At 73.7% G+C, this 22514-nt stretch carries 20 protein-coding genes and 1 pseudogene; 13 read left to right on the top strand and 8 right to left on the bottom strand.

Annotated features, from left to right (window positions below):
• Positions 1 to 23: 23 nt before the first annotated feature.
• The gene (aroA, locus tag ABZW10_RS37730; RefSeq protein WP_355375930.1) at positions 24 to 1268 is read right to left on the bottom strand and encodes a 3-phosphoshikimate 1-carboxyvinyltransferase; all 1245 of its coding nucleotides are present in this window, start codon (positions 1266 to 1268) and stop codon (positions 24 to 26) included.
• A 274-nt stretch (positions 1269 to 1542) separates the two neighbouring features.
• On the opposite strand from aroA, the gene ABZW10_RS37735 reads away from it, so the two are divergent.
• Complete coding sequence (locus ABZW10_RS37735) at positions 1543 to 2121, top strand: GNAT family N-acetyltransferase (RefSeq protein ID WP_355375933.1); 579 nt, start codon at positions 1543 to 1545, stop codon at positions 2119 to 2121.
• Positions 2122 to 2197: 76 nt separating this feature from the next.
• On the opposite strand, the gene ABZW10_RS37740 is transcribed toward ABZW10_RS37735, so the two are convergent.
• Together ABZW10_RS37740 and ABZW10_RS37745 are read right to left on the bottom strand one after the other, a co-directional pair.
• On the bottom strand, positions 2198 to 2623 hold the full coding sequence (locus ABZW10_RS37740; protein WP_355375936.1) for an NUDIX domain-containing protein: 426 nt from the start codon (positions 2621 to 2623) through the stop codon (positions 2198 to 2200).
• Positions 2624 to 2955: 332 nt separating this feature from the next.
• Positions 2956 to 3651: a hypothetical protein gene (locus ABZW10_RS37745; RefSeq protein ID WP_355375939.1), complete on the bottom strand. Its 696-nt coding sequence runs from the start codon at positions 3649 to 3651 to the stop codon at positions 2956 to 2958.
• Between the two features lie 512 nt (positions 3652 to 4163).
• Between ABZW10_RS37745 and ABZW10_RS37750 the strand changes: the two genes are divergently transcribed.
• Both ABZW10_RS37750 and ABZW10_RS37755 read left to right on the top strand, forming a co-directional pair.
• Positions 4164 to 4403: a hypothetical protein gene (locus ABZW10_RS37750; protein WP_355375942.1), complete on the top strand. Its 240-nt coding sequence runs from the start codon at positions 4164 to 4166 to the stop codon at positions 4401 to 4403.
• 92 nt (positions 4404 to 4495) lie between these two features.
• Entirely contained in the window at positions 4496 to 5164 is a 669-nt protein-coding gene (locus ABZW10_RS37755; protein WP_355375945.1) for a class I SAM-dependent methyltransferase, read from the top strand.
• Here ABZW10_RS37755 and ABZW10_RS37760 read toward each other — a convergent pair.
• Positions 5128 to 5916, bottom strand: coding sequence for an SDR family oxidoreductase (locus ABZW10_RS37760; protein WP_355375947.1), 789 nt, complete (start codon positions 5914 to 5916; stop codon positions 5128 to 5130). The genes ABZW10_RS37755 and ABZW10_RS37760 overlap by 37 nt on opposite strands.
• 686 nt (positions 5917 to 6602) lie before the next feature.
• On the opposite strand from ABZW10_RS37760, the gene ABZW10_RS37765 reads away from it, so the two are divergent.
• The 3 genes from ABZW10_RS37765 to ABZW10_RS37775 all read left to right on the top strand — a co-directional run bounded on the left by ABZW10_RS37765 (position 6603) and on the right by ABZW10_RS37775 (position 9614).
• Positions 6603 to 7397, top strand: coding sequence for a phosphotransferase (locus tag ABZW10_RS37765; protein WP_355375950.1), 795 nt, complete (start codon positions 6603 to 6605; stop codon positions 7395 to 7397).
• Positions 7398 to 7690: 293 nt separating this feature from the next.
• On the top strand, positions 7691 to 9175 hold the full coding sequence (locus tag ABZW10_RS37770; protein ID WP_355375953.1) for a glycerophosphodiester phosphodiesterase family protein: 1485 nt from the start codon (positions 7691 to 7693) through the stop codon (positions 9173 to 9175).
• 106 nt (positions 9176 to 9281) lie between these two features.
• Positions 9282 to 9614 carry a hypothetical protein gene (locus ABZW10_RS37775; protein WP_355375956.1) on the top strand — a complete coding sequence of 111 codons (333 nt, stop codon included), beginning with the start codon at positions 9282 to 9284 and terminating at the stop codon, positions 9612 to 9614.
• Between the two features lie 228 nt (positions 9615 to 9842).
• Here ABZW10_RS37775 and ABZW10_RS37780 read toward each other — a convergent pair whose 3' ends face one another.
• Positions 9843 to 10469, bottom strand: a complete 627-nt coding sequence (locus tag ABZW10_RS37780; RefSeq protein ID WP_355375959.1) for a dihydrofolate reductase family protein — start codon at positions 10467 to 10469, stop codon at positions 9843 to 9845.
• Positions 10470 to 10588: 119 nt separating this feature from the next.
• Between ABZW10_RS37780 and ABZW10_RS37785 the strand changes: the two genes are divergently transcribed.
• The gene (locus ABZW10_RS37785) at positions 10589 to 11551 is read left to right on the top strand and encodes a D-2-hydroxyacid dehydrogenase family protein (RefSeq protein ID WP_355375961.1); all 963 of its coding nucleotides are present in this window, start codon (positions 10589 to 10591) and stop codon (positions 11549 to 11551) included.
• A 72-nt stretch (positions 11552 to 11623) separates the two neighbouring features.
• On the opposite strand, the gene ABZW10_RS37790 is transcribed toward ABZW10_RS37785, so the two are convergent.
• Positions 11624 to 13219, bottom strand: a complete 1596-nt coding sequence (locus ABZW10_RS37790) for a M4 family metallopeptidase (protein WP_355375964.1) — start codon at positions 13217 to 13219, stop codon at positions 11624 to 11626.
• 163 nt (positions 13220 to 13382) lie between these two features.
• Between ABZW10_RS37790 and ABZW10_RS37795 the strand changes: the two genes are divergently transcribed.
• The 6 genes from ABZW10_RS37795 (at position 13383) to ABZW10_RS37820 (ending at position 19657) form a co-directional block, all read left to right on the top strand.
• On the top strand, positions 13383 to 13820 hold the full coding sequence (locus tag ABZW10_RS37795) for a GNAT family N-acetyltransferase (protein ID WP_355375967.1): 438 nt from the start codon (positions 13383 to 13385) through the stop codon (positions 13818 to 13820).
• Positions 13821 to 14020: 200 nt separating this feature from the next.
• Complete coding sequence (locus ABZW10_RS37800; protein WP_355375969.1) at positions 14021 to 14926, top strand: ATP-binding cassette domain-containing protein; 906 nt, start codon at positions 14021 to 14023, stop codon at positions 14924 to 14926.
• Positions 14927 to 15256: 330 nt separating this feature from the next.
• Entirely contained in the window at positions 15257 to 16396 is a 1140-nt protein-coding gene (gene efeO / locus ABZW10_RS37805; RefSeq protein ID WP_355375972.1) for an iron uptake system protein EfeO, read from the top strand.
• A 133-nt stretch (positions 16397 to 16529) separates the two neighbouring features.
• A complete protein-coding gene (gene efeB, locus ABZW10_RS37810; protein WP_355375975.1) occupies positions 16530 to 17852 on the top strand; it encodes an iron uptake transporter deferrochelatase/peroxidase subunit in 1323 nt (440 codons plus the stop codon).
• A 64-nt stretch (positions 17853 to 17916) separates the two neighbouring features.
• Entirely contained in the window at positions 17917 to 18768 is an 852-nt protein-coding gene (efeU, locus tag ABZW10_RS37815; RefSeq protein WP_355375978.1) for an iron uptake transporter permease EfeU, read from the top strand.
• 241 nt (positions 18769 to 19009) lie between these two features.
• Positions 19010 to 19657 carry an HNH endonuclease family protein gene (locus ABZW10_RS37820; protein ID WP_355375981.1) on the top strand — a complete coding sequence of 216 codons (648 nt, stop codon included), beginning with the start codon at positions 19010 to 19012 and terminating at the stop codon, positions 19655 to 19657.
• Positions 19658 to 19747: 90 nt separating this feature from the next.
• Here ABZW10_RS37820 and ABZW10_RS37825 read toward each other — a convergent pair whose 3' ends face one another.
• Together ABZW10_RS37825 and ABZW10_RS37830 are read right to left on the bottom strand one after the other, a co-directional pair.
• Positions 19748 to 22306, bottom strand: coding sequence for an FtsX-like permease family protein (locus tag ABZW10_RS37825; RefSeq protein WP_355375984.1), 2559 nt, complete (start codon positions 22304 to 22306; stop codon positions 19748 to 19750).
• Positions 22307 to 22352: 46 nt separating this feature from the next.
• Positions 22353 to 22514: pseudogene (locus ABZW10_RS37830) on the bottom strand (ABC transporter ATP-binding protein); the annotation flags it as partial.

Raw genomic sequence — 22514 nt, forward strand, 5'->3', positions numbered from 1 at the left:
GCCGTCGCGTCTTTGCGCCGCGGTCAGCCGGTCGTCGCCCACTCTTCGCGCAGCCGCCCGAACACCTCGTGGAACTCGGGGAAGGTCTTGCGCACACAACCGGGGTCGTCGAAGGTGATGCCGGGCGTGCGCAGGGCGGTGACGGAGAACGACATCACGATCCGGTGGTCGCCGTGGGAGTCGAGCGCGGTGCCGCGCGGGACGCCCGGCCGGATCTCGATCCAGTCGTCGCCGGTGGCGACCTCGATGCCGAGCCGGCGGAGGTTCCCGGCGCAGGCGTCCAGCCGGTCGCACTCCTTGACCCGGGTGTTGGCCACGTTCTCGATCCGCACCGGCCCGTCCGCGAACGGGGCGAGGGCGGCGAGCGTCGGCATGGTGTCGGAGATGTCGCGCATGTCGACGGTCAGGCCCGACAGCCGGCCGTCCCGGGGCCCCTGGACGGTGACCCGGTCCGCGCCGACCTCCACCCGCGCGCCCATCCGGGCCAGCACGTCGACGAACCGCAGGTCCCCCTGGAGCGCGTCCTCGCCGAGCCCCGGGACGGTCAGCTCCCGGCCGGTGAGCGCGGCGGCCGCGAAGAAGTAGCTGGCCGTCGAGGCGTCGGGCTCGACCGGGTAGGCGGTGGCGCGGTAGCCGCCGGGCGCGACCTCGAAGACCCGGCCGGTGCGCGTCACGGTGGCGCCGAAGGCCCGCATCATGGCGACGGTGATCTCCACGTACGGCGCCGAGACCAGGTCGGTGACGGTGATCCGCAGGCCCTGCTCGGTGAGCGGGCCGAGCAGCAGCAGCGCGGTGAGGTACTGCGAGGACAGGCTCGCGTCCAGGCTCAGCTCGCCGCCCCGCACCCCGTCGGCGGTGATCCGCAGCGGGTGGTGGCCCTCGGCCTGCTCGTGCCGCAGGTCGACGCCCAGGGTGCGCAGCGCCTCGGTCAGCGGACCGAGCGGGCGGCGGCGCATCTGGGCGGAGGCGTCGAAGCGGAAGGAGCCGCGCCCGGCCGCGGCGAGCACGGGCAGGAAGCGGGCGGTGGTCGCGCCGTCGCGGCAGTACACCTCGGCGTCCCGGGCCGGGCCCTGCGGGCGGCCCTCGACCGTCCACCGGTCCGGTTCGCGGGTGAGCGTGTAGCCGAGCGCGTGCAGGCCCTCGGCGAATCCCTCGGTGTCGTCGGAGCGCAGCGGCCGGTGCAGGGTGGTGGTGCCGTCGGCGGCGGCGGCGAGGAACAGCGCCCGCGCGGTCACCGACTTGGAGCCGGGGATCTCGACGGTCGTCATGGTGCCTCCGGGATGAGTGGGCCAGGGGGGAGGGGCGGGGTCGTCCCGGCCATCCTGCCGGAGGGGGTGCGGGGTGCGGGGGGTCGTCCGGTTGCTGGACGACTCGCCGGACGGTGGCGGTGGGGCCGGCGGACGGTGGTGGGAGCGGGCGGTCGCGGGTGGACGTCCGGGCAGGTCGGGGCCCCGGACGGTTGTGGCACGATGCGGGGGTCCGGCCCGAACGGCCGCCCGCCCCGCCCGGGTCCCGGCCCGGGCCCGCCCGAGAAGAGGCCCCGTGCCCGAGAGCAGCACCCGATCGGCCGCCGAGGCCGTCGCCACCGACCGCCTCGCCTTCCGCACCGCGACCACCGCCGACGTGCCGGCCCTGCTCGCCCTGGTCGAGTCCGCCTACCGGGGCGATGCCAGCCGGGTCGGCTGGACCACCGAGGCCCACCTGCTGGAGGGCCAGCGCACCGACACCGAGGGCGTCACCGCGGCCGTCACCCACCCCGACGGCGTGGTGCTGATCGCCGAGCTGGACGGCGACCTGCTCGCCTGCTGCCAGCTGGAACGCCGGGGCGACCACGCCTACTTCGGCATGTTCTCGGTGCGCCCCGGCCGCCAGGGCGGGGGCCTCGGGCGGGCCCTGCTCGCCCGGGCCGAGCGGTACGCGGCCGAGGAGTGGGGCGCGGTGGAGATGGAGATGACCGTCATCGAGCAGCGTGCCGAGCTGATCGCCTGGTACGAGCGCCGAGGCTTCCTCCGCACCGGCCAGTACACGCCGTTCCCGTACGGCGACGAGCGCTTCGGCATCCCGCTCCGCCCCGACCTGCGGTTCGAGAAGCTGATCAAGGGGCTCACCACCGCCCGGTAGCTGTGGTGGCGGCGATGGCGCGCGCGGCGTCAGGTGGTGGGTGACGGGCCCGGCCGGGGGATCAGTCCCGGACCGGCTACGGCAGCAGGCCGCGCTCGCGCAGCAGCGGGACCAGGTGGTCGCGGACGGCGGGGGCCAGGTGAAGTGCCGGGTCGAGGCCGTCCGTCCAGCGCAGGTCGGCGAGCTCCGCGGCGGGGGCGGGCGTGCGGTCCAGCCCGGCCTCGAACACGGTCATCCGCATCGGTATGCCCTCCAGCACCGCGACCGCCTCGATGTCGGCGAGGTGGCGCGGTGCGACGGGAGCCGCGCCGAGTTCCTCGGCCAGCTCGCGGGTCAGCGCCGTGAGCGGCTCCTCCCCGGCGTCCGGCTTGCCGCCCGGGAGGTAGAAGACGTCGGGCGCCGCCTTCTTGCTGACGACCAGCAGCCGGCCCTCCTCGACCACGGCGGCGGCCACGACGGTGAGCGGTGCGGGATCGGTCTCCGGTGTTTCGTGCTCGAACATGATCGTGATTGTTCCAGTCGCCGATCACCTGGGTTCGTGCGGGTCTGCGGGCGGTCGTGTGCGCGGGGCCTCCGCTCCGGTGGGCCGGTGGGCATCGTCTTCGCCGAGGGCCCCGGCCGGTGCGTCCCGGGCGGCGCCCCACGGGGCTCCGGTGACGCGGGCCTCGTGCGCGGGGCCTCGCCGGACCTGTACGAACCGAGCGCGCCCTGCTCGACGCGGTCCTGGCCGAAGCGGCCCCGGCGGGGGTTGCGTCCGGGGGAGCGGCGGGCGGCCGAGGCCGACGGCCGGCCGCTGCCGGAGGATGCCGCCGGTGCACGGGAGTCGTCCGCCGCTCAGTGGTAGATGCTGCGGCAGAGGCGGGCCTGCTCGGAGCCGGCCGCCCAACGGCCGAACCGCTCCGCCTGGTCGCAGATCGTGCCCGCCCCCGCTCCGGGCGCCACGCCCGCTGCGGCGGCGCTCACGGCGGTGGAGGGCGCGGGAACGGCGCCGGGCGCCGGTGTGGACGCCGGGGCGGGACCGGAGGACGGAGCGCCCGCCGTCCGGCTGGGCGCCGGGCGCGGCGAACGGCTCGGCTTCGGGCGCGGCGACCCGGGGTGATCCCCGCCGTCGCCCCGGGGCGCGGTCGCCGTCTGCGGCTCGTCCTCCGCCGCTTCGGCCGCCGCACCGGCTGCCGCACTCGCCGCCGCCGCGCTCGCCGTGACGGCGGCTCGCGCGCCCTCGCCGCTGGTGGTCGTCGGCGGCGGCAGCGGGGACGGCGCGGGCACCGGGAGCCGGTCGATCGCCGCCGAGGCGACCGGGGAGGGCGGGAGCGGTGGGGGCGCCGAGGGCCCCGGGAAGGCCAGCACCCCGGACGACTCCTCACCCGGCCCGGGCCCGCACATCGCCAGCACCACCGCCAGCCCGGCGACGATCCCGGCCGAACCCGCCATCCACGCCCGGCGCCGTCGCTGTCGGGCCTTCTCGGCGGCGGCTTCGGCCATCGCCTCCCAGGGCGGCGGCTCGCTCGGGTTCGCGGGCGGGGCCGGCACCGGCGGAGGCTGCCACGCGTGGGCCGGCCACTGCCACTGCACGACGCCGGACGGCTTCGTCACCCCCGGACCGCCCGGTCCCCCCGGACCCGGGGGACCTCCCGGACCCGCCGGACCCGTCGGCCGTGCCCGGCCCGCCGTCGTCGGTCCGCCCACCACCGGTCCGCGCGGCGGTGGCGGCCCGCCGTTCGGCACTCCGCCATTCGGCGGCGGCCCGCCGGTTGCCGCCGTGCCGCCACCCGTCGATTGCCCGCTCATGTCCTCGTCCTCCTGCCATCGCCTGCTCCGGCTCCCCGGCGGCTCACCCGTCGGCGCCGCCCGGTCGTACGGGAACGGGGCCGGTCCGGGGCCGCCGTAGGGCCCCGCTCGCCGTGCTCAACGAGCGCGCTGACGGCGGGACATGACCCGGAAGAGCGCCCCGGGGCGCGACCGCCCCTCCTCACGCCCCCTGGCCGTACGCTGGCTGCCGTACCCCGGGTGCGCTCCCCGGAGGTCCGCCACATGCTGGGGGCATGGAAACCAACAGCCCGTCCGGCACGGCGCAGCCCCAGGTCAAGGTCGCCGAGTTCCGCACCGACAGCCGCTACCGGCTGGTCCATTTCGAGGGCCACGGCTGGGAGCCGCTGGGCCCCGAGGAGTTCGAACCGCGGATCCACCAGCTGTTCCCCGGCCTCGACCCGCGCGACCCGGCCCGCGTCCAGTGGGAGGACCGCCCGTGGGAATGGCCCACCTGGCACCCGGGCGAGGCCTGACCGCAAGCGTGACGGCCATCCGGGGTAGGGTTGGCGCGGTCCGTTGACAGTCCCGGCGGGCCTGGTTGACGCCGGACGGCGGAGGGGGAGCGGTGGCGACGGGGGAATTGGGCACGGACCGCCCGGTAGGCACCACCGGCTACGGCGCGGCGGCCGAACAGCTGGCGGCGCAGTACGAAGCCGTCACGTTCGCCGAGGTCCACCGAGAGGCCCGGCACCTGTTCCCGCCCCACCCCTGCGATGTCCTCGACGTCGGCGCCGGCAGCGGCCGCGACGCCGCCGCGCTGGCCGCCCTCGGCCACCGGGTGGTCGCCGCCGAACCCACCGCCGAGCTGCGCCGGATCGGCGAGCGGCTGCACGCCGGCAGTGGCGTCCGCTGGGTGGACGACGCCCTGCCCGACCTGCGCCGCCTCGGCGAGGAGGGCATCCGCTTCGACGTCGTCCTGCTGACCGCCGTCTGGATGCACCTGCCCCCGGACGAACGCCCGTCGGCGATGGCCGCGCTGGCCGGCCTGCTCGCCCCCGCCGGCCGCCTCTTCCTCTCCGTGCGCCACGGCCCCGTCCCGCCGGACCGCCGGATGTACGACGCCCCGGCCGACGAAACCCTCGCCCTCGCCCGGGCCCACGGCCTGCACCCCTTGCTGCACACCGAACGCCCCGACCTGCACGGCCGCACCGACGTGCACTGGACCGTCCTGGTCCTCGCCGCCGACGGCCCGTCCGCTCAGCTCGCGAAGCCGCCGTTGCTCAGCAGGAGCTGACCGTTGACCCACTGACCCTGCGGCGAGCAGAGGAAGGCGACGAGGTTCGCGGTGTCCTCGGGCGTGCCGAGGCGGCCGAGCGGCGTGTGGCCGACGACCGCCGTCCGCACCTCCTCCGTCATCCAACCCGTGTCCACCGGACCGGGGTTGACCGCATTGGCGGTCACTCCCAGATGGGCGAGCTCGCGCGCCGCCGCGATCGTGATCCGGTCGAGCGCCCCCTTGCTCGCCCCGTAGGGCAGGTTGCCCGCGGTGTGGTCGCTGGTGAGCGCGACGATCCGTCCACTGCCCGCCGGCCCGGCGAACCGACGCCCGTACTCCCGGATCAGCAGCCAGCTCGCCCGCGCGTTGACCGCGAAGTGGCGGTCGAAGCTCTCCACCGTGGTGTCGAGCAGCCCCGAGTCCACCGACTCGCAGTGGCACAGCACCAACGCCGTCACACCGCCGAGCCGCCTCTCCACTTCGTCGAACACCCGCCCCGGAGCGTCCGGTTCAGCGAGATCGGCCTCCACCGCGACACTCGCCGCACCCTCGTCCGCGAGCGCCCGCCCGACAGCCTCGGCGGCCCCCCGCTCCTCGCCCCAGGCCATCCGCCGGTCATAGGGCGTCCAGTAGGTGAAAGCCACATCCCACCCGGCCCCGGCAAGCCGCCTCGCCACCCCGGCACCGATCCCCACCGTCCGCCCGACACCGGTGACCAACGCCACGGGCCGGGAACCGGGGGAGCGCGGGGATTCGTCGCCGATCGTCATGACAAGTGATCGTCCGCTCAATCGTGGCGGACCGTCAAACCCTTTACCTTTCAGGCCCAAACGCTTCCCGCTCGTGCTGCACAGGAAGTCGGACCGGCCGACTTCCTGTGCAGCACCTTGGATAGGGTTCTCCCGTCACCCACCACGAGGTACCCCGAAAGCCGGAACTGCCCGAATCTCAACAAGTTGCAGAATCCCGCCCTACCCCGCCCTAAACCCGCAGCTCACAGCCTCTGCTCCCCGCACGCGCGGGGATGGTCCCGCCAGCTGTTCGGCGGCCGCCTCGGCTTCCAGCTGCTCCCCGCACGCGCGGGGATGGTCCCGGGCTCAAGGACGGGGACCTGGTCCGGATCAACTGCTCCCCGCAAGCGCGGGGATGGTCCCCAGTGGCGCGACGCCATCGGCGCCTGGGCCCCGCCCGGCACTGCTCCCCGCACGCGCGGGGATGGTTTCTGACCTCGGCGATGGCTGTCATCGGATCCGCCGCTGCTCCCCGGAGGCCGGGGAGCAGCGGCGGGTTGTGGGTATCTTCGGCTGCTGCAAGTTCGGGCTTTGGGGTTGCTTGGGCTCTTGGCGCGGTAGTGGGCCGGCCTGGTCCGTGGTCAGGGGCGGGCGGGAGGTGTGGCCTCGTGGGTGGCCGGGTTAAATCCGGTGACGGGGGTGGCCAGTTGGCGATAATGGGCGGCGTGGAAGAAGTCGAGGTAGTCGTCGCGCATCGCGAACGGGCCACGCTCCGTGTCGGCGAGGTGTTTCTCAAGGTCGACGCTGACCAGGCGCGTACCGATGTTGAGGTGGAGGCGATGGGCAGGGTGCCGGTTCCGACGCCGCCCGTGCTCTGGCGGAAGCCGCCCGTGCTGGCGCTCGGGGCTGTTCCCGGCGTGGCGCTGGGGCGGTTGGGGGAGGTGTCGGGGGCTTCGGCGGCGGCGTGGGCGGCTGCGGGGGCGGCCGTGCGGCGGTTGCACGATGCGCCGTTGCCGCCGTGGCCGGGGCTGAGTGTCGACGCGGTGGCGGCGCGGCTCGACGGTGAGTGCGAGTGGCTCCTCGCGAACGATGTGCTGCCCGCCGGGCTGGTCGCGGGCAACCGCCGGATCGCCGAGGTGGCGCTGCGGCCGTGGAGACCCGCGTTCATCCACGGGGATCTGCAGGTCGCCCACGTGTTCGTGGACGGTGACGAGGTCACCGGCGTGATCGACTGGTCCGAGGCGGCCCCGGGCGACGCCCACTACGACCTCGCCACGTTGACCCTCGGGCACCCGGAGCGCCTCGGTGAGGTCCTCGCCGGCTACGGTGCCGACGCCGACATCGACCTCGATGTGATCCGGGCGTGGTGGTCGTTGCGGAGCCTGCTGGTGATCCGCTGGCTGGCCGAGAACGGGTTCGACCCCGCCTTGCCGGGCTGTGAGGTCGACGTGCTGAGATCCCAGCTGAAGGGTGAGTCAGGCCCGGGCGGCGGCGAACAGGTGGTGCGCGGCGTCGAGTAGCGGGTCCACGGAGCGGCGCACCTGGGCGAACAGTGCCGCGCACTCCAGAAGGGCGAGCGCCTGTCACGGCGGCGGCGTCGGCCTCGGCGGGCTCGAAGCCCTCCGCCGTCAGGCGCTTCGCGAGCACGGCCTGCCAGTCCGCGTACACGTCCGCGCAGATCTGGCGCAGAGTCTCGTTGCCGCCCGCGAGCTCCAGGGCGACGGTCGCGATCGGGCAGCCCTCGGTGAAGCCGGAGCGGGGTTGACGGGCCGACGGTTTCCCGGCGGGGTGGTGATCGAATACCGTTCGGCACATGACAAAGAGTCACCTGTCGACCTCCGCCCCGAAGAACGGTCGCACCGGCCTGCTCGCCGCGCTGCTCGCGTCCGTCCTGGGCGTCACCACCGTCGCACTGACCACCCCCCACGCGGCCTCCGCAACCCCGGGCGCCCCCGTCGCCCCCGCGGCCTCCGCCGCCCCCGCGCCCGGTGAGGTCGTCGTCGACGAGGGCTTCAACGGCCCCGGCCTCCCCGCCGGGTGGACCGCGGTCGAGGGCGCCTGGAAGGTGGAGAACGGCCGCCTCGTCGGTGCCTCCACCGACTGGAACCAGCAGACCCGCATCACCTTCGGCCGCCACCTCACCGACTTCCGCATCGAGGCCACCGCCCGCTTCGACACCGTCGTCGACGGCGCCCGCTGGGCGGCGCTCGGGCTCGACGTGCCCGCCGACGGCAGCACCCCGTGGTCGATCGCCACCATGCGCTCCACCACCACCGCCGCCAACGGCCTGGAGTTCGCCCAGCGCACCCCCGCCAATACCTGGAACGTCACCAACACCGGCTCCGCCCCCTCCGCCGCCGCCACCGGGCGCGATGTGCGCATCGCCGCCGAGGTGCACGGCACCACCGCGCGCTGGCTGTTCGACGGCCGGGAGGTGATGCGCACCACCCAGGTCGCCCGCAGCGCCGACGGCGGGCAGGCCCTGATCGTCAACGGCGCCCAGGTCTCCTTCGACGACCTCAAGGTGACCGCCCTCGCCCCGGGCGCCTTCGTCCGCCAACCGGGCGCGCCGCTCACCGTGTTCGCCCACCGTGGTGCCTCCTCGGCCGCGCCCGAGAACACCCTCCTCTCCGACGAGGTCGCCCGGCGGGCCGGCGCCGACTGGATCGAGAACGACGTCCAGCCCAGCCGCGACGGCGTGCCGTACGTCCTGCACGACGACACGGTGAACCGCACCACCAACGGCAGCGGCCGCATCCGTGACCTGACGGCCGCCCAGCTGGACGGCCTGGACGCCGGCTCCTGGTTCGCCCCGACGACGGCCGGTGCGCGGGTGCCGAGCCTGGCCGCCCAGCTGGACGACCTGCGCACCCGTGGCGGCAGCCTGCTGCTGGAGATCAAGGGCCCGCACACCCGCGACGAGGTCGCCCGCATCGTCAAGGACATCCGCGACCACGGCATGACCGGCCGCGTCCTGGTCCAGAGCTTCGAGGTCGACGCCCTGCGCTACACCCGCGAACTCGCCCCCGACCTGCCGCTCGCCCTGCTGCGCGGTGACCTCGACGCCGACCCGGTGGCGGTCGCCCGCGACCTCGGCCTGTCCGCCTACAACCCCGCCGACGCCGCCCTCGCGGCCCGCCCCGGGGTGATCGCGGCCCTCCACGCGGCGGGCGTCGCGGTCAACGTCTGGACCGTCGACTCGGCCGCCCGCTGGAAGGCCCTGGACGCCGCCGGCGTCGACGGCATCATCACCAACCGCCCCGCCGAGCTGGCCGGTTGGATCTCCGCCCGCCAGTAGCCGAATACGGTTCGGGCGCACCGCCCGCCCGGTCCCGTACGGTGACCGGGCGGGCGGTACCCCCGAACCGGGGTGGCGGGCGTCGACAACCGCAACGGAGGTGGCGATGGAGCGCGCGACGACCGGCCGGACGCCCGACGGGCGACTCTCGGTCGACTTCCACGCCCGGCAGGCGGTGGCCGACGGCCGGGTCCTCCAACTGACCTACGGCGACTGCCGTCTCCTCCTCGGTCTTATCGAGCAGGGGGACGAGTTCCGCGGCGCCCGGGACATCGGCGACCGGGTCTGGAACTTCGCCGCGGCCACCGGGCACGAGGTCGGTGTCCGCCTCAACTACCTGCGCGCGAAGCTCGGCCGGGACTGGGTCGAGACCACCGTCCGGGGCCACCGGCTCGGCCGCCCTCCGCTCCCGGGCGAGCCGGCGGCGACCAGGAGCTGACGCAGCGTCAACGCATCGCGGAGAAGCGGGAGATCGACTTCAGATCGACGATCCCAGGCGGCCAATCTCGGCCTCGGCGCGACGTGAGACCGCCGGGGCGGGGTGGGGGAGACACGGCCGACGAGGCGCAGAGCACGCAGGCAGAACAGGCCGCACAGGCCGCGCAGCGCACGGAGCCGGACCCGCTGACCCTCTGGGTAGCCGAAACCTGCGGCTGCTGAACGCCCCCTACAGCGTCCCGAACCGCGCCGGCCCCGTCGGACGGTAGGTGTGCGCCGTGATGCCGGACGGGGTGGTGCGGGTGCCGGTGAGGCGGAAGGCGGTGGGCGGGCCCGCCTCGGGGAAGAGGCGGTGGCCGGTGCCGAGCCGGACCGGCGCGGTGACCAGGTGGTACTCGTCGATCACGCCGTGCGGCATCAGCACGCGGGCGAGGGCGCCGCTGCCGTGGATCTGGATCTCGGTGTCGCCCAGCCGCTCCTTGAGCGCGGCCACCTCGGCGACCAGGCCGCCGGGGGCGGCGCCGGTCAGCACGGTGGTGTTGTACCAGGCGGCCTCGCGCAGGGTGGTCGAGGCGACGTACTTGGGCAGTGTGTTGAGCGGGGCGGCGATCGGGTCCGCCGGGTCGGTGACCTTCGGCCAGTAGCCCGCGAAGATGTCGTACGTCCGGCGGCCGAGCAGGAAGGCGCCGGCCCGGCCGAGCACGCCGTCCATCAGGGCGCCGAACTCCTCGTCGTCGGCGAACGGGAACAGCCAGCCGCCGTGGGCGAAGCCGTCCTCGCGGTCCTCGTCCGGTCCGCCGGGCGCCTGCATCACGCCGTCGAGGGTCAGGAAGGTGGTCAGGACGAGCTTGGCCATGAAGGGTCTCCCCGGTCGGATGCCGCCCCCCGGGGTCCAAGATCCCAGACGGCCGCCCGCGCCACCGGTGCGCCACGCCGGTCGTCCGGCGCCCGGGCGGGTCTGGAAGAGTGCGGGGCATGAGACTTCGCTGCGCCGTACTCGACGACTTCCAGGGTGTCGCCACCACGATCGTGGACTGGTCGCCGGTCTCCGACCGGGTGGAGGTGGTGGCGTTCCGCGAGCATCCCGCCTCCGAGGACGAACTCGTCGCGGCGGTCGCCGACTTCGACATCGTGGTCACGCTGCGCGAGCGGATCGCCTTCCCGGCCACGGTGTTCGCCCGGCTGCCCCGGTTGCGGCTGCTGGTCGCCTCGGGGATGCGCAACTCGGTGATCGACCACGCGGCGGCCCGCGCGCACGGGGTGACGGTCTGCGGGACGGCCAGCTCCTCGACGCCGCCCGTGGAGCTGACCTGGGCGCTGCTGCTGGGGCTGGCCCGGGGGCTGGTCGAGGAGAGTACGGCGCTGCGCACCGGCGGGCCGTGGCAGAGCACGGTGGGCGCCGATCTGGCGGGGTGCCGGCTGGGTCTGCTGGGCCTCGGCAAGATCGGTGCGCGGGTGGCCCGGGTGGGGCTGGCGTTCGAGATGGACGTGGTGGCGTGGAGCCCGAACCTCACCGACGAGCGGGCGGCGGAGGTGGGGGTGGCCCGGGCCGGGTCCCTGCCGGAGCTGCTGAGCGGGAGCGACTTCGTCTCCGTGCACCTGGCGCTCGGCGAGCGCAGCCGGGGGCTGCTGGGGGCGCCGGAGCTGGCGCTGATGAAGCCGGAGGCGTACCTGGTCAACACCTCGCGGGCGGCGATCGTCGACCAGGACGCGCTGCTGGCGGCGCTCGCGCGGGGCCGGATCGCGGGGGCTGCGGTGGACGTGTTCGACCGGGAGCCGCTGCCGGCCGGCCACCCGATGCGCACCGCGCCCCGGCTGCTGGCCACGCCGCACCTGGGGTACGTGTCACGGGACAACTACCGCCGCTACTACGGCGAGGCGGTGGAGGACATCGCGGCGTTCCTGGCCGGCTCGCCCGTCCGTGTCCTGGGCGGCTGACGGCTGACGGCCGACGGCCCGTCGCCCCTCCTCCGTGAGAGGGGGGCGACGGGCCGCGGCGCGGAGCGGGCGTCAGGAGACCGACACGGCGCTCCACGCGGCGGCGACCGCGTTGTACTCGGTGCTGTTGGCGCCGTAGAGGTCCTTGGCGGCGTTCAGGGACGCGGTGCGCGCGCCCTTGTAGTCCGTGGTGGACGTCATGTAGACGGTCAGCGCGCGGTACCAGATCTTCGCGACCTTCTGGTTGCCGATGCCGGCGACCGTCGAGCCGTTGCAGGTCGGGCTGTTGTAGCCGACGCCGTTGACGGTCTTGGCGCCGCTGCCCTCGCTGGCCAGGTAGAACCAGTGGTTGCCGACGCCGGAGGAGTTGTGCACGTCGAGCTGGCCGACCTTGCGGCTCCAGCAGTCGGCGGAGCGGCCGTCCAGGGACGGCTTGTCGAAGCGGCGCAGCCACGGCGGGGTGGACTGGTCGCTGAACAGGTAGTCGCCGGTGTCGACCGGGTTGTTGGCGTACCACTCGACCATGGTGCCGAAGATGTCCGAGGTGGCCTCGTTGAGGCCGCCGGACTCGCCGCTGTAGCGGAGGTTGGCGGTGGCGCTGGTGACGCCGTGGGTCATCTCGTGGCCCATGGTGTCGAGGTCGACCTGCTCGGGGTCGGTGACGCCGTCGCCGTCGCCGGTCATCATGCAGAAGCAGCTGTCGGACCACTGGGCGTTGTCCCACTTGGTGCCGACGTGCACGAAGACGGTGGCGCCCTTGCCGTCGTTCTTGATGCCGCTGCGGTTGAAGGTGTTCTTGTAGTAGTCGTACGTCCAGGCGGTGTTGGCGTGGGCGTCGACGGCGGCGGTGGCGCGGTCGGTGGAGAACTTCTTCCCGTCGCCCCAGACGTTGTCGGCGTCGGTGTAGAGGGTGCCGGAGTTGGCGTTGATCGCGCTCGCGGAGAGGTTGCGGGCGTCCTTGGTGGTGTGGCCGCGCAGCGGGTCGATCAGCGCGTAGCCGCCGCCGCTCTGGGCGGTGGTGTCGATGGTGATGTCGCCGGTGTACTCGGAGTGGCCGGTGCCGGAGGCCTGGTGTTCGGAGTCGTAGGCCTCGATCTGCGCGCCGCTGTCGGCGTCGGTGACCACGACCCGGCCGGCGGGCTGCCCGTGGTCGCCGGTGCCCTGGACGGTGGTGCGCCAGGCCAGCCGCGGGGTGCCGTCGGCGGCCCAGACGACCAGCTCGGGGCTGCTGCTGGCGTCGCCGATGCCGGGGGCTGCCGCCAGCGCGCGACCGGCGGTGAGCTGGGCGGGGACCTTGGGGACGATCGTCTTCACGGCGGCGTCGTGGGCGGCGGCGCGGGAGGAGTCCTTGAGCCGGCCGCGGGCGTCCTGGTGGACCACCAGGTCGCCGCCGACCACGGGCAGGCCGAGGTAGGTGCGGTCGAAGCGGACGTGCCGGCTGCCGTCGGCGTCGAGCACGACGTCCTTGACGACGAGGTCCTGGCCGTCGCCGAAGCCGAAGACCGCGGCGTTGCGGGCGACGTCGGCCCGGGCCTGCGCGATGGCGGCGTCACGGCCGGCGGGGGCGGCCGAGGCGGTGCCGGCGGTGACGGTGGCCGCGACGAGGGCGGCGGTGGCGGCTATGGCTCCGGCCGCGAGGCGGCGGCGAGAAGAGGAGGAGGGGCTCACTCTGGCTCCAGTCGGGGATGCTGCGTGGTGCGGGGATGAGGGCTGCGATGAGATTGACGGTGATCAGTCAGTCAGAGCTAGGGGTGGCGTCAGAACTTTGCCAAGTTGTGTCCTGTACTGATCAAGAGCGACTGCCTGTGAGCAGTCCGTCTACGCTCGCGCCATGACGAACCCCCAGCCCCTCTCGCCCCTCGACCTCCACTGGCGGGGCGAGTTCACGGACCGTGAGCTCGATGCCCTGCACGCCGCCGCCTTCGGCCACCGCGCGTCCGGGGCCGACGGCGCCCCCACGCCCTGGCGTGTCCGGCTGGAGCGGCACAGCCTCGGCTGGGTCTGCGCCCGCCCGGCCCCGGACGGTCCGCTGCTCGGCTTCGTCAACGTCCTCTGGGACGGCGGCGTCCACGCCTTCCTGCTGGACGCCGCCGTCGACCCGGCCGTCCGGCGCGGCGGCACCGGCACCCGGCTGGTCGCGGTCGCCGCCGAGAACGCCCGCGCGGCCGGCTGTGACTGGCTGCACGTCGATTTCGAGCCGCACCTGCGCGGCTACTACCTCGACGCCTGCGGCTTCCGGCCCACGGACGCGGGGCTGCTCGCGCTCTGAACGGCCCGCCGCTCGGACGCCCGGGACTCGGCGGCGCCCGGACGCCGAGCGGCGGGCCGGTGTCCACCGCTCGGACGCCCGGACCGCCGTCCGGGCGAACGGTTGTACTCTGCACGCGGACGGTCGGCGCCGGCCCGTCTCCGGTGCGGCGCCGTCTCCGTGACCCTGCCCGGCACCGGACCCGTAGGAGGCCCGCCCGCATGAGCACGTCCGACCCGCGCACCTCGTCCGACTCGGCCCCGTCCGAGGTGGCTCCGGCCGCCGCCACGGCCCCGGCCACCGCGTCCCCCGCCGTCGACGTGGACCCGCTGCCGCTGCTGCGCGCCCGGGCCGTCGACGTCGTCCGCGACGGGCGTCACCTGCTGCGCGGGATCGACCTCGCCATCCGCCCCGGCGAGCACTGGGCGCTGCTCGGCCCCAACGGCGCCGGCAAGTCCACCCTGCTCGCCCTGCTCGGCGCGGTCTCCCACCCCACCCGCGGCGAGGTGGACGTGCTCGGCCGTCGGCTCGGCCGGGTCGACATCCGCGAGCTGCGCGCCCACCTCGGCCACGTCAACCCGCGCCACCCGCTGCGCTCACCGCTGACCGTGCGCGAGGTGGTGCTCACCGGCGTGACCAACACCATCGAGCCGGACCTGCACCGCAAGCCCGCCCCGGAGGAGCTGGACCGGGCCGAGCGGCTGATCGAGACCCTCGGCATGGCGGCGACCGCGGAGTCCGCGTGGACCACGCTCTCGCAGGGGGAGCGGGGCCGGGCGCTGATCGCCCGCGCGCTGATGCCCAGCCCGCGGCTGCTGCTGCTCGACGAGCCCGCCACCGGGCTCGACCTGACCGCCCGCGAGCTGCTGCTGGACAGCCTGGACCTGCTGCGCCATCAGCACCCGGAGCTGGCCAGCGTGCTGGTCACCCACCACCTGGAGGAGCTGCCGGAGTCCACCACGCACGCGCTGCTGCTGCGCGGCGGGGAGACGGTCGCGGCCGGGCCGGTGGACGAGGTGATGACCACCGAGCTGGTGAGCGCCACCTTCGGGCACCCGATCCGGATCACCCGGCACGAGGGTCGCTGGACCGCCCGGGCCGCTGCCCGTCGGACCCCGGAGGTCTGAGACCCGGGACCCGAGCAGGCTCCAGAGCCCGAGCGAGGTTCGAGAGGGGCGCGCACCGCCGGTGCGCGCCCCTTTACCACTTCTTTGCCCTATTGGCCACGCCCCGGCGCGCCCCCGGTGGCCGGAAATCGTCCGTGGGTCGACGGCCGGGGCTCCGTCGGCCCGCTCCCACCTGCACCGTTTCGTGACCGACCCCGGTGTAGACGGCAAAATCTGATATCCCTAAGGTATGCCTTAGCTAAGTGGCTGGGGACGGTGCGGACCACGCCCTCCCAGTCGCCCGCGCTGAGCCCTGCCCTGATTCGCCCTGCCCCGACCGCTGGAGCCCGCATGCCCGCCCGTCGTTCCACCGCAGCCACGTTGCTCACCCTCGCCGTGGCGACCGCCGTACTGGCCGGCTGCTCGAAGAAGGACGACAAGGCCGCGGCCGACGCCGTCGCGGTGAACGCCACGGACAGCGCCTGCGAGCTCTCGAAGACCAGCTTCCCGGCCGGTCACGTGGCGTTCGACATCTCCAACAAGGGCTCGAAGGTCACCGAGGTCTACGTCTACGCGGCCGGCGACAAGATCGTCACCGAGCGCGAGAACATCGGACCGGGCACCAAGACGACCATCAACGCCGAGATCAAGGCCGGCACCTACGAGGTCGCCTGCAAGCCGGGCATGGTCGGCGACGGCATCCGCCAGAAGATCACCGTCACCGGTGACGGCGGGTCGGCCGCCCCGGCCGACCCGCGGCTGACCGCGGCCGTCGACGCCTACCGCAAGTACGCCCAGGAGCAGGCGGACGCCACCATCCCGGCCGTCGAGGCCTTCGCCGCCGCGATCAACGCCGGCGACCTGGCCAAGGCCAAGTCCCTCTACGCGCCCTCGCGGACCGGCTGGGAGCGCACCGAGCCGGTCGCCGAGAGCTTCGGTGACGTCGACCCGAAGACCGACACCCGCGAGGACAAGCTGGAGCCGGGCCAGGAGTGGACCGGCTGGCACAAGCTGGAGAAGTCGCTGTGGGCCGACGGCACCATCGGTGACGCCGAGAAGAAGCTCGCCGACCAGCTGGTCGCCGACCTGAAGGACTGGCAGAAGAAGATCCCGGAGGCGGAGATCACCGCGACCAGCATGGCCAACGGCGCCAAGGAGCTGCTGGACGAGGTCGCCACCAACAAGGTCACCGGCGAGGAGGACCGCTACAGCCACACCGACCTGGCCGACTTCGTCGCCAACGTCGAGGGCGCCAAGAAGGCGTACGAGCTGCTGAAGCCGGTCGCCGCCGAGAAGGACGCCGAGCTCGCCAAGACGCTGGACTCCGAGTTCGCCGCCATCGAGACCCTGCTCGCCAAGTTCAAGCAGCCCGACGGCACCTACACCTCGTACGACAAGGTCACCGACACCGAGCGCAAGACCTTCTCCGACGCCGTCAACGCGCTGGCCGAGCCGCTGTCGAAGCTGGCTGCCGCGGTGGTCGTGAAGTAGTACCCGCCGCCCGGCGCCCGCCAGCGGCGCGCGCCGGGCACCGCACCGCGCACCACCCCCGCACTCCGCCGTGGCGGCCCCCTTGGCCGCCACGGCATCCGTGAGTCCAGCACAGAGAAGGGCCCGCCCGCCGATGGACGCCGAGAACCAGCAGCAGAACGGGACGCCGTCCGGCAACGACGCCACCGCCGCCGCCACCGCCCCCGCGAGCCGCACCGCGGTGAGCCGCCGCGCCGTGATCGGCTGGGCCGGCGCCGGCGTCGCGCTGGGCGCGGCCGGCGTCGGCTCGGTGGCCGCCGCGACCCGCCAGGACGACGACAGCCCGGCCGCCCCGGCCGCGGCCACCGCCGACATCCCCTTCTACGGCGACCACCAGTCCGGCATCGCCACCCCCGTCCAGGACCGGCTGCACTTCGCCGCCTTCGACGTCTCCGCGACCGCCACCCGCGAGTCGCTGGTCAAGATGCTGAAGGAGTGGACCAAGGCCGCCGCGGCGATGACCGGTGGCCGCGAGGTCGGCAGCGGCGCGGCCAGCGGCCTGCCGGAGGCGCCGCCGGACGACACCGGCGAGGCCCTGGGCCTGCCGGCCTCCCGGCTGACCCTCACCATCGGCTTCGGCCCGAGCCTGTTCGAGAAGGACGGCGTGGACCGCTTCGGCCTCCAGGCCAAGCGGCCCGAGGCCCTGATCGACCTGCCCAAGTTCAAGGGCGACAACCTCGACCCGCAGCGCAGCGGCGGCGACCTGTGCGTCCAGGCCTGCGCCGACGACCCCCAGGTCGCCGTGCACGCGATCCGCAACCTGGCCCGGATCGGCATGGGCACCGTCAACATCCGCTGGTCGCAGCTGGGGTTCGGCAAGACCTCCTCGACCACCCCGGACGCCCAGACCCCGCGCAACATGATGGGGTTCAAGGACGGCACCCACAACATCGCCGGCACCGACACCGCCAAGCTGGCCGACCACGTCTGGGCCGCCCCCGGCGAGGGCCCGGAGTGGATGACCGGCGGTTCCTACCTGGTCGCCCGCCGGATCCGGATGCACATCGAGACCTGGGACCGCGCCCCGCTCAAGGAGCAGGAGGACGTCTTCGGCCGCACCAAGGGCGAGGGCGCTCCGTACGGGCGGGCCAAGGAGCACGACGCCCCGGACCTCAAGGCCATGCCGCAGGACGCGCACGTCCGGCTGGCCCACCCGGACTCCAACAACGGCCTGATGATCCTGCGCCGCGGCTTCTCCTTCACCGACGGCACCGACGGCCTCGGCCGGCTGGACGCGGGCCTGTTCTTCCTGGCCTACCAGCGGGACACCCGCAAGGCGTTCGTCCCGCTCCAGCAGCGGCTGGCGGCCTCCGACGCGCTGAACGAGTACATCCAGCACGTCGGTTCGGCCCACTTCGCCTGCCCCGCGGGCGTCCGAAAGCCCGGCGAGTGGTGGGGCCAGGCCCTCTTCGGCTGAGGCCCGGAGCCGACCCCCCACCCGTCTCGCCCGTATCACCCTCTTCACCTCCCAGGGAGCCAGCGTGTTCGCCAACTACCTGATCGGCCTGCGCGAAGGACTCGAAGCCAGCCTGGTCGTCTGCATCCTCATCGCCTATCTGGTCAAGACCGGCCGCAAGGACCGGCTGCCCCCGGTCTGGGCCGGCATCGGCGTGGCGGTCGGGCTCAGCCTGGCCTTCGGCGCCGTGCTGCAGTTCGGCTCCACCCAGCTCAGCTTCGAGGCCCAGGAGGCGCTCGGCGGCACGCTGTCGGTCATCGCCGTCGGTCTGGTCACCTGGATGGTGTTCTGGATGCGCCGCACCGCCCGGCACCTGAAGACCGAGCTGCACGGCAAGCTGGACGCCGCCCTCGCGATGGGCACCGGCGCCCTGGTGGTCACCGCCTTCCTGGCGGTGGGCCGGGAGGGCCTGGAGACCGCGCTGTTCATCTGGACCGCGGTGCAGGCCACCTCGGACGGCTACAACCCGATCATCGGTGCGGCGCTCGGTCTGCTGACCTCGGTGGTGCTGGGCTGGCTGTTCTACCGGGGCGCGCTGAAGATCAACCTGGCCAAGTTCTTCACCTGGACCGGCGCCATGCTGGTCGTGGTCGCCGCCGGCGTGCTCGCCTACGGCGTGCACGACCTCCAGGAGGCCGGCTGGCTCGGCGGTCTGCACAACCTCGCCTTCGACATCTCCTCCACCATCCCCAAGGACAGCTGGTACGGCACTCTGCTCAAGGGCGTCTTCAACTTCCAGCCGGACCCGACGGTCCTCCAGCTGGTGGTCTGGCTCGCCTACCTGGTGCCGACGCTGGCCTTCTTCTTCGGGGTCTTCGGCGGCGGCTCGGCCAAGCCGGTCGCCCCGAAGCCGGGTGCCGCCGAGTCGGCCGCCTGAGCGAACGGTTCGCGCCATCGGCGCACCCGCGCAGGACCCCAGAACGCCCCGTCCGGCCACCCGCCGGACGGGGCGTTCGGCATTCCCGGCGTGTCGGCAGCCGCTGTACCTGACAGCCGGTCAAAAAGTTCACCTCCTGGATCTACCCGCGTAAACCCTTGCGCCCCCATCCTGGTGGGCAGCCCGGGCCGGTTCCCGCCCGGGGGCTTTCCCCTGCCCTCCTCGACCCAGGAGTCCCCGCATGTCCGCGATAGCCGCGCCCCGCCGTGCCCTGGCCGCCGCCTTCGGCGCCCTGCTGCTCGCCCTCACCACCCTGCTGACCGGCGCGGGCACCGCCCAGGCCGCCCTGCCGACGCCGATCTCCGCCGCCACCGCCCGCGGTTACCTCGCCGCGATCGCGGTGGCCGCCGAGTCCCACACCACCACCTACGACCGGGCGCTCTTCCCGCACTGGATCACCATCTCCGGCACCTGCAACACCCGCGAGACGGTCCTCAAGCGCGACGGCAGCAACGTCGTCACCGACGCCAACTGCGCCGCCGTCAGCGGCAGCTGGGTCTCGGTCTACGACAACGTGACCACCACCGGCGCGTCGAGCTTCGACATCGACCACCTGGTGCCGCTCGCCGAGGCCTGGCGCTCCGGCGCCTGGGCCTGGACCACCGCTCAGCGCCAGGCCTTCGCCAACGACCTGACCCGCCCGCAGCTGGTCGCCGTCTCCGCGAGCTCCAACCGCTCCAAGGGCGACCAGGACCCGGCCAACTGGCTGCCGCAGGCCTCGTACCGCTGCACCTACGCCCGCGCCTGGGTGCAGGTGAAGTACTACTACGGCCTCTCCGTCGACAGCGCGGAGAAGAGCGCCCTCTCCTCGATCCTCAACGGCTGCTGAGGAAACGTTCGTCCACGGCCTGGAACGGCAGCACCGCCCGCCGGGAGCGATCCCGGCGGGCGGTGCGGTGTGACGGGGGCGGGGCGGGCGCTACTGGCTCTTGATCGCGCCCAGGATGTCCATCCGGGCGGCCCGGCGGGCCGGCCAGAGCGCGGCCAGCAGGCCGATCACCGCGGCGGCGGCCAGGAAGAAGGCGATCTTCCCCGGCGGCACCACCATGGTGATGTTCTTGAACGTGTCCGCCAGGGTCCGGGTGCCGGCCCACGCGGTGACGATGCCCAGGAGCACGCCCACCACGCCGCCGAACAGCGCGATCATCAGCGACTCCAGCCGGATCATCCGGCCGATGCCGCGCCGGTCCAGGCCGACGGCCCGCAGCAGGCCGATCTCCCGGCGGCGCTCGAAGACCGACATCGCCATGGTGTTGATGACGCCCAGGATCGCGACCACCACGGACATGCCCAGCAGTCCGTACATGATGTTCAGCACGGAGGTCACCATCCGGCTGGTCTCGGCCTTGATGTCCTTCTCGCCCTTGACGGTGATCAGCGGGTTGCCGCCGGTGGCGTCGCGCAGCGTCTGCTTCAGCTCGGGGGTCGCACCGTCGGCGCCCTTGACCAGGACCTTCTCCAGGCCGGAGCCGGTGGCGGCGTGCGGGCCGACCAGCTGGTCCGGGGCGACCAGTCCGGAGACCAGGCTGTTGCTCTCCATCAGAGCGCCGACGGTCAGGGTGGCGCGGGTGCCGTCGGGGTAGCGGATGTCCAGGGTCGAGCCGACCGTGAGGTCGTTGCGCTCGGCGTAGCCGGTGGTGGAGATCAGCTTGCCCTGCTTGAGGGCGTCGGCCGCGCCTTCGGTGACCTTGAGGTCGACCAGCTGGTCGAAGGTCGAGGCGTTCACGGCGGTGAGGAGGGAGGTTTCGTCGTCGGCGACGGCCTTCACCTGGACCTGGCGCACCACGCTGGTCGCGGTGACCCCGGGGGCCTTGGCGATCTGGCCGGCGACCTCGGGGGAGAGAGCGGTGAAGTTGTCCATGGCGACCGCGTAGTCGGCCCGGAGGTCGCTCGCGGTGGCCTCGTCGATGGCCTTGTTCACCGAGGCGCCGACCACGGTCAGCGCGGTGATCAGGGTGACGCCGATGGTGAGGGCGGAGGCGGTGGCGGCGGTGCGGCGCGGGTTGCGCACGGCGTTCTCGCGGGCCAGCTTGCCGGGCGTGCCGAACAGCTTGCGCAGCACCGGGGCGAACAGCGCGATCACCGGCCGGGACAGCAGCGGGGTGAGCACGAAGACACCGATCATCAGCGCGCCTGAGCCGAGGCCCACCACGTTGACCGACTTGGCGGCCGCGCCGCCGAGCAGCCCGGCGACGCCGATCGCGGTGAAGAACAGGCCGATGATGTTCCGCACCAGCAGGGACTTCTGAGTGGCCGGCTGCTCGGCCGAGCTCATCGCGGCGACCGGGGCGATCCGGGAGGCGCGCACCGACGGCAGCAGGGCGGCCAGCACCGTGACCAGGGTGCCGACGAGCAGCGAGACGATCACCGTGGACGGGGCGATCACCAGCGGCCCGGTGGGCATGGTGTCGTTCAGCGAGGCGACCAGGGACTGCAGCCCGGCGGCGATGCCGATGCCGGCCAGCAGACCGCCGACCGAGGCGCTCAGGCCGACCAGCAGGGCCTCGACCAGCACCGAGAGGGTGATCTGCTTGCGGGTGGCGCCGACGGCGCGCAGCAGCGCGAGCTCCTTGGTGCGCTGGGCGATCAGCATGGTGAAGGTGTTGGCGATGATGAAGATGCCGACGAACAGCGCGATCGCGGCGAACATCAGCAGCGCGGTGGACACGCCCTTGGTACCGGCCTCGATCATCCGGTCCTGCTCGTCGGCCAGCTCGCGGCCGGTGCGGGCCTCGACGTCCTCGGAGGCGGGCAGGGCCTGCTTGACGGCGGCGAGCAGCGCGGTGTCGTCCGCGCCCGGCTTGCCCTTGACGTCGATCTCGGCGAACCGGCCCGGGGCCAGGTAGAGCTGCTGCGCGGTGGCGGTGTCGAAGGCGGCGAGCGAGCCGCCGGATATGACGCGCGGGTCGTTGGTGGTCACGGTGCCGGTGAGCTTCAGTTCCATGACCGGGCCGTTGACGGCGATGCGGACGGTGTCGCCGACCTTGAAGCCGCCCTTCTCGGCGGTCTTGGCGTCCAGGGCCACCTCGCCGGAGGAACGCGGGCCCCGGCCGTCGACCAGCGGGAAGCGCGGGTCGGTGCCGTCGGCGCCCGGGACGTAGTTGGTGCCGGTGGTGGAGAAGCCGTTGCCGATCAGCGCGCCCTTGCGGTCGGCGATCCCGGCGAAGCCGCTGACCACGCCGCGGGCCTCGGCGGCGCCGGGCAGCGCGGCGATCGCCTTGCGGGTGTCCTCGGTGAGGGAGGGCTCGCCGGAGGCCTTGGCGTTGCCGGCGTAGCTCTTGTTGATCGCGACGTGGTCGCTGACGGTGACCGCGATGTCCGAGTAGCTCTTGGCGCTCTGGGAGCGCATGGCGTTGCCGAAGGTGTCGGTGAAGACGAGGGTGCCGGCGACGAAGGCGATGCCGAGGAGCACGGCGAGCGCCGTCATCAGCAGTCGGCCCTTGTGGGCCAGCACATTGCGCAGTGCGGTGCGGTACATGGGGTGTCCTGGAGTGTGCGGAGGGTCGGATGGCGGACGCGTGGCGTCAGCTGGTGCGGCCCTTGGCGTCGAAGCGGCGCATGCGGTCCAGGACGGTGTCGGCGGTGGGGTTCGCCAGTTCGTCGACGATGCGGCCGTCGGCGAGGAAGACGACGCGGTCGGCGTAGGAGGCGGCGACGGGGTCGTGGGTGACCATGACGACGGTCTG

This window comes from Kitasatospora sp. NPDC004723 (assembly GCF_040609255.1).
Taxonomy (GTDB): domain Bacteria; phylum Actinomycetota; class Actinomycetes; order Streptomycetales; family Streptomycetaceae; genus Kitasatospora.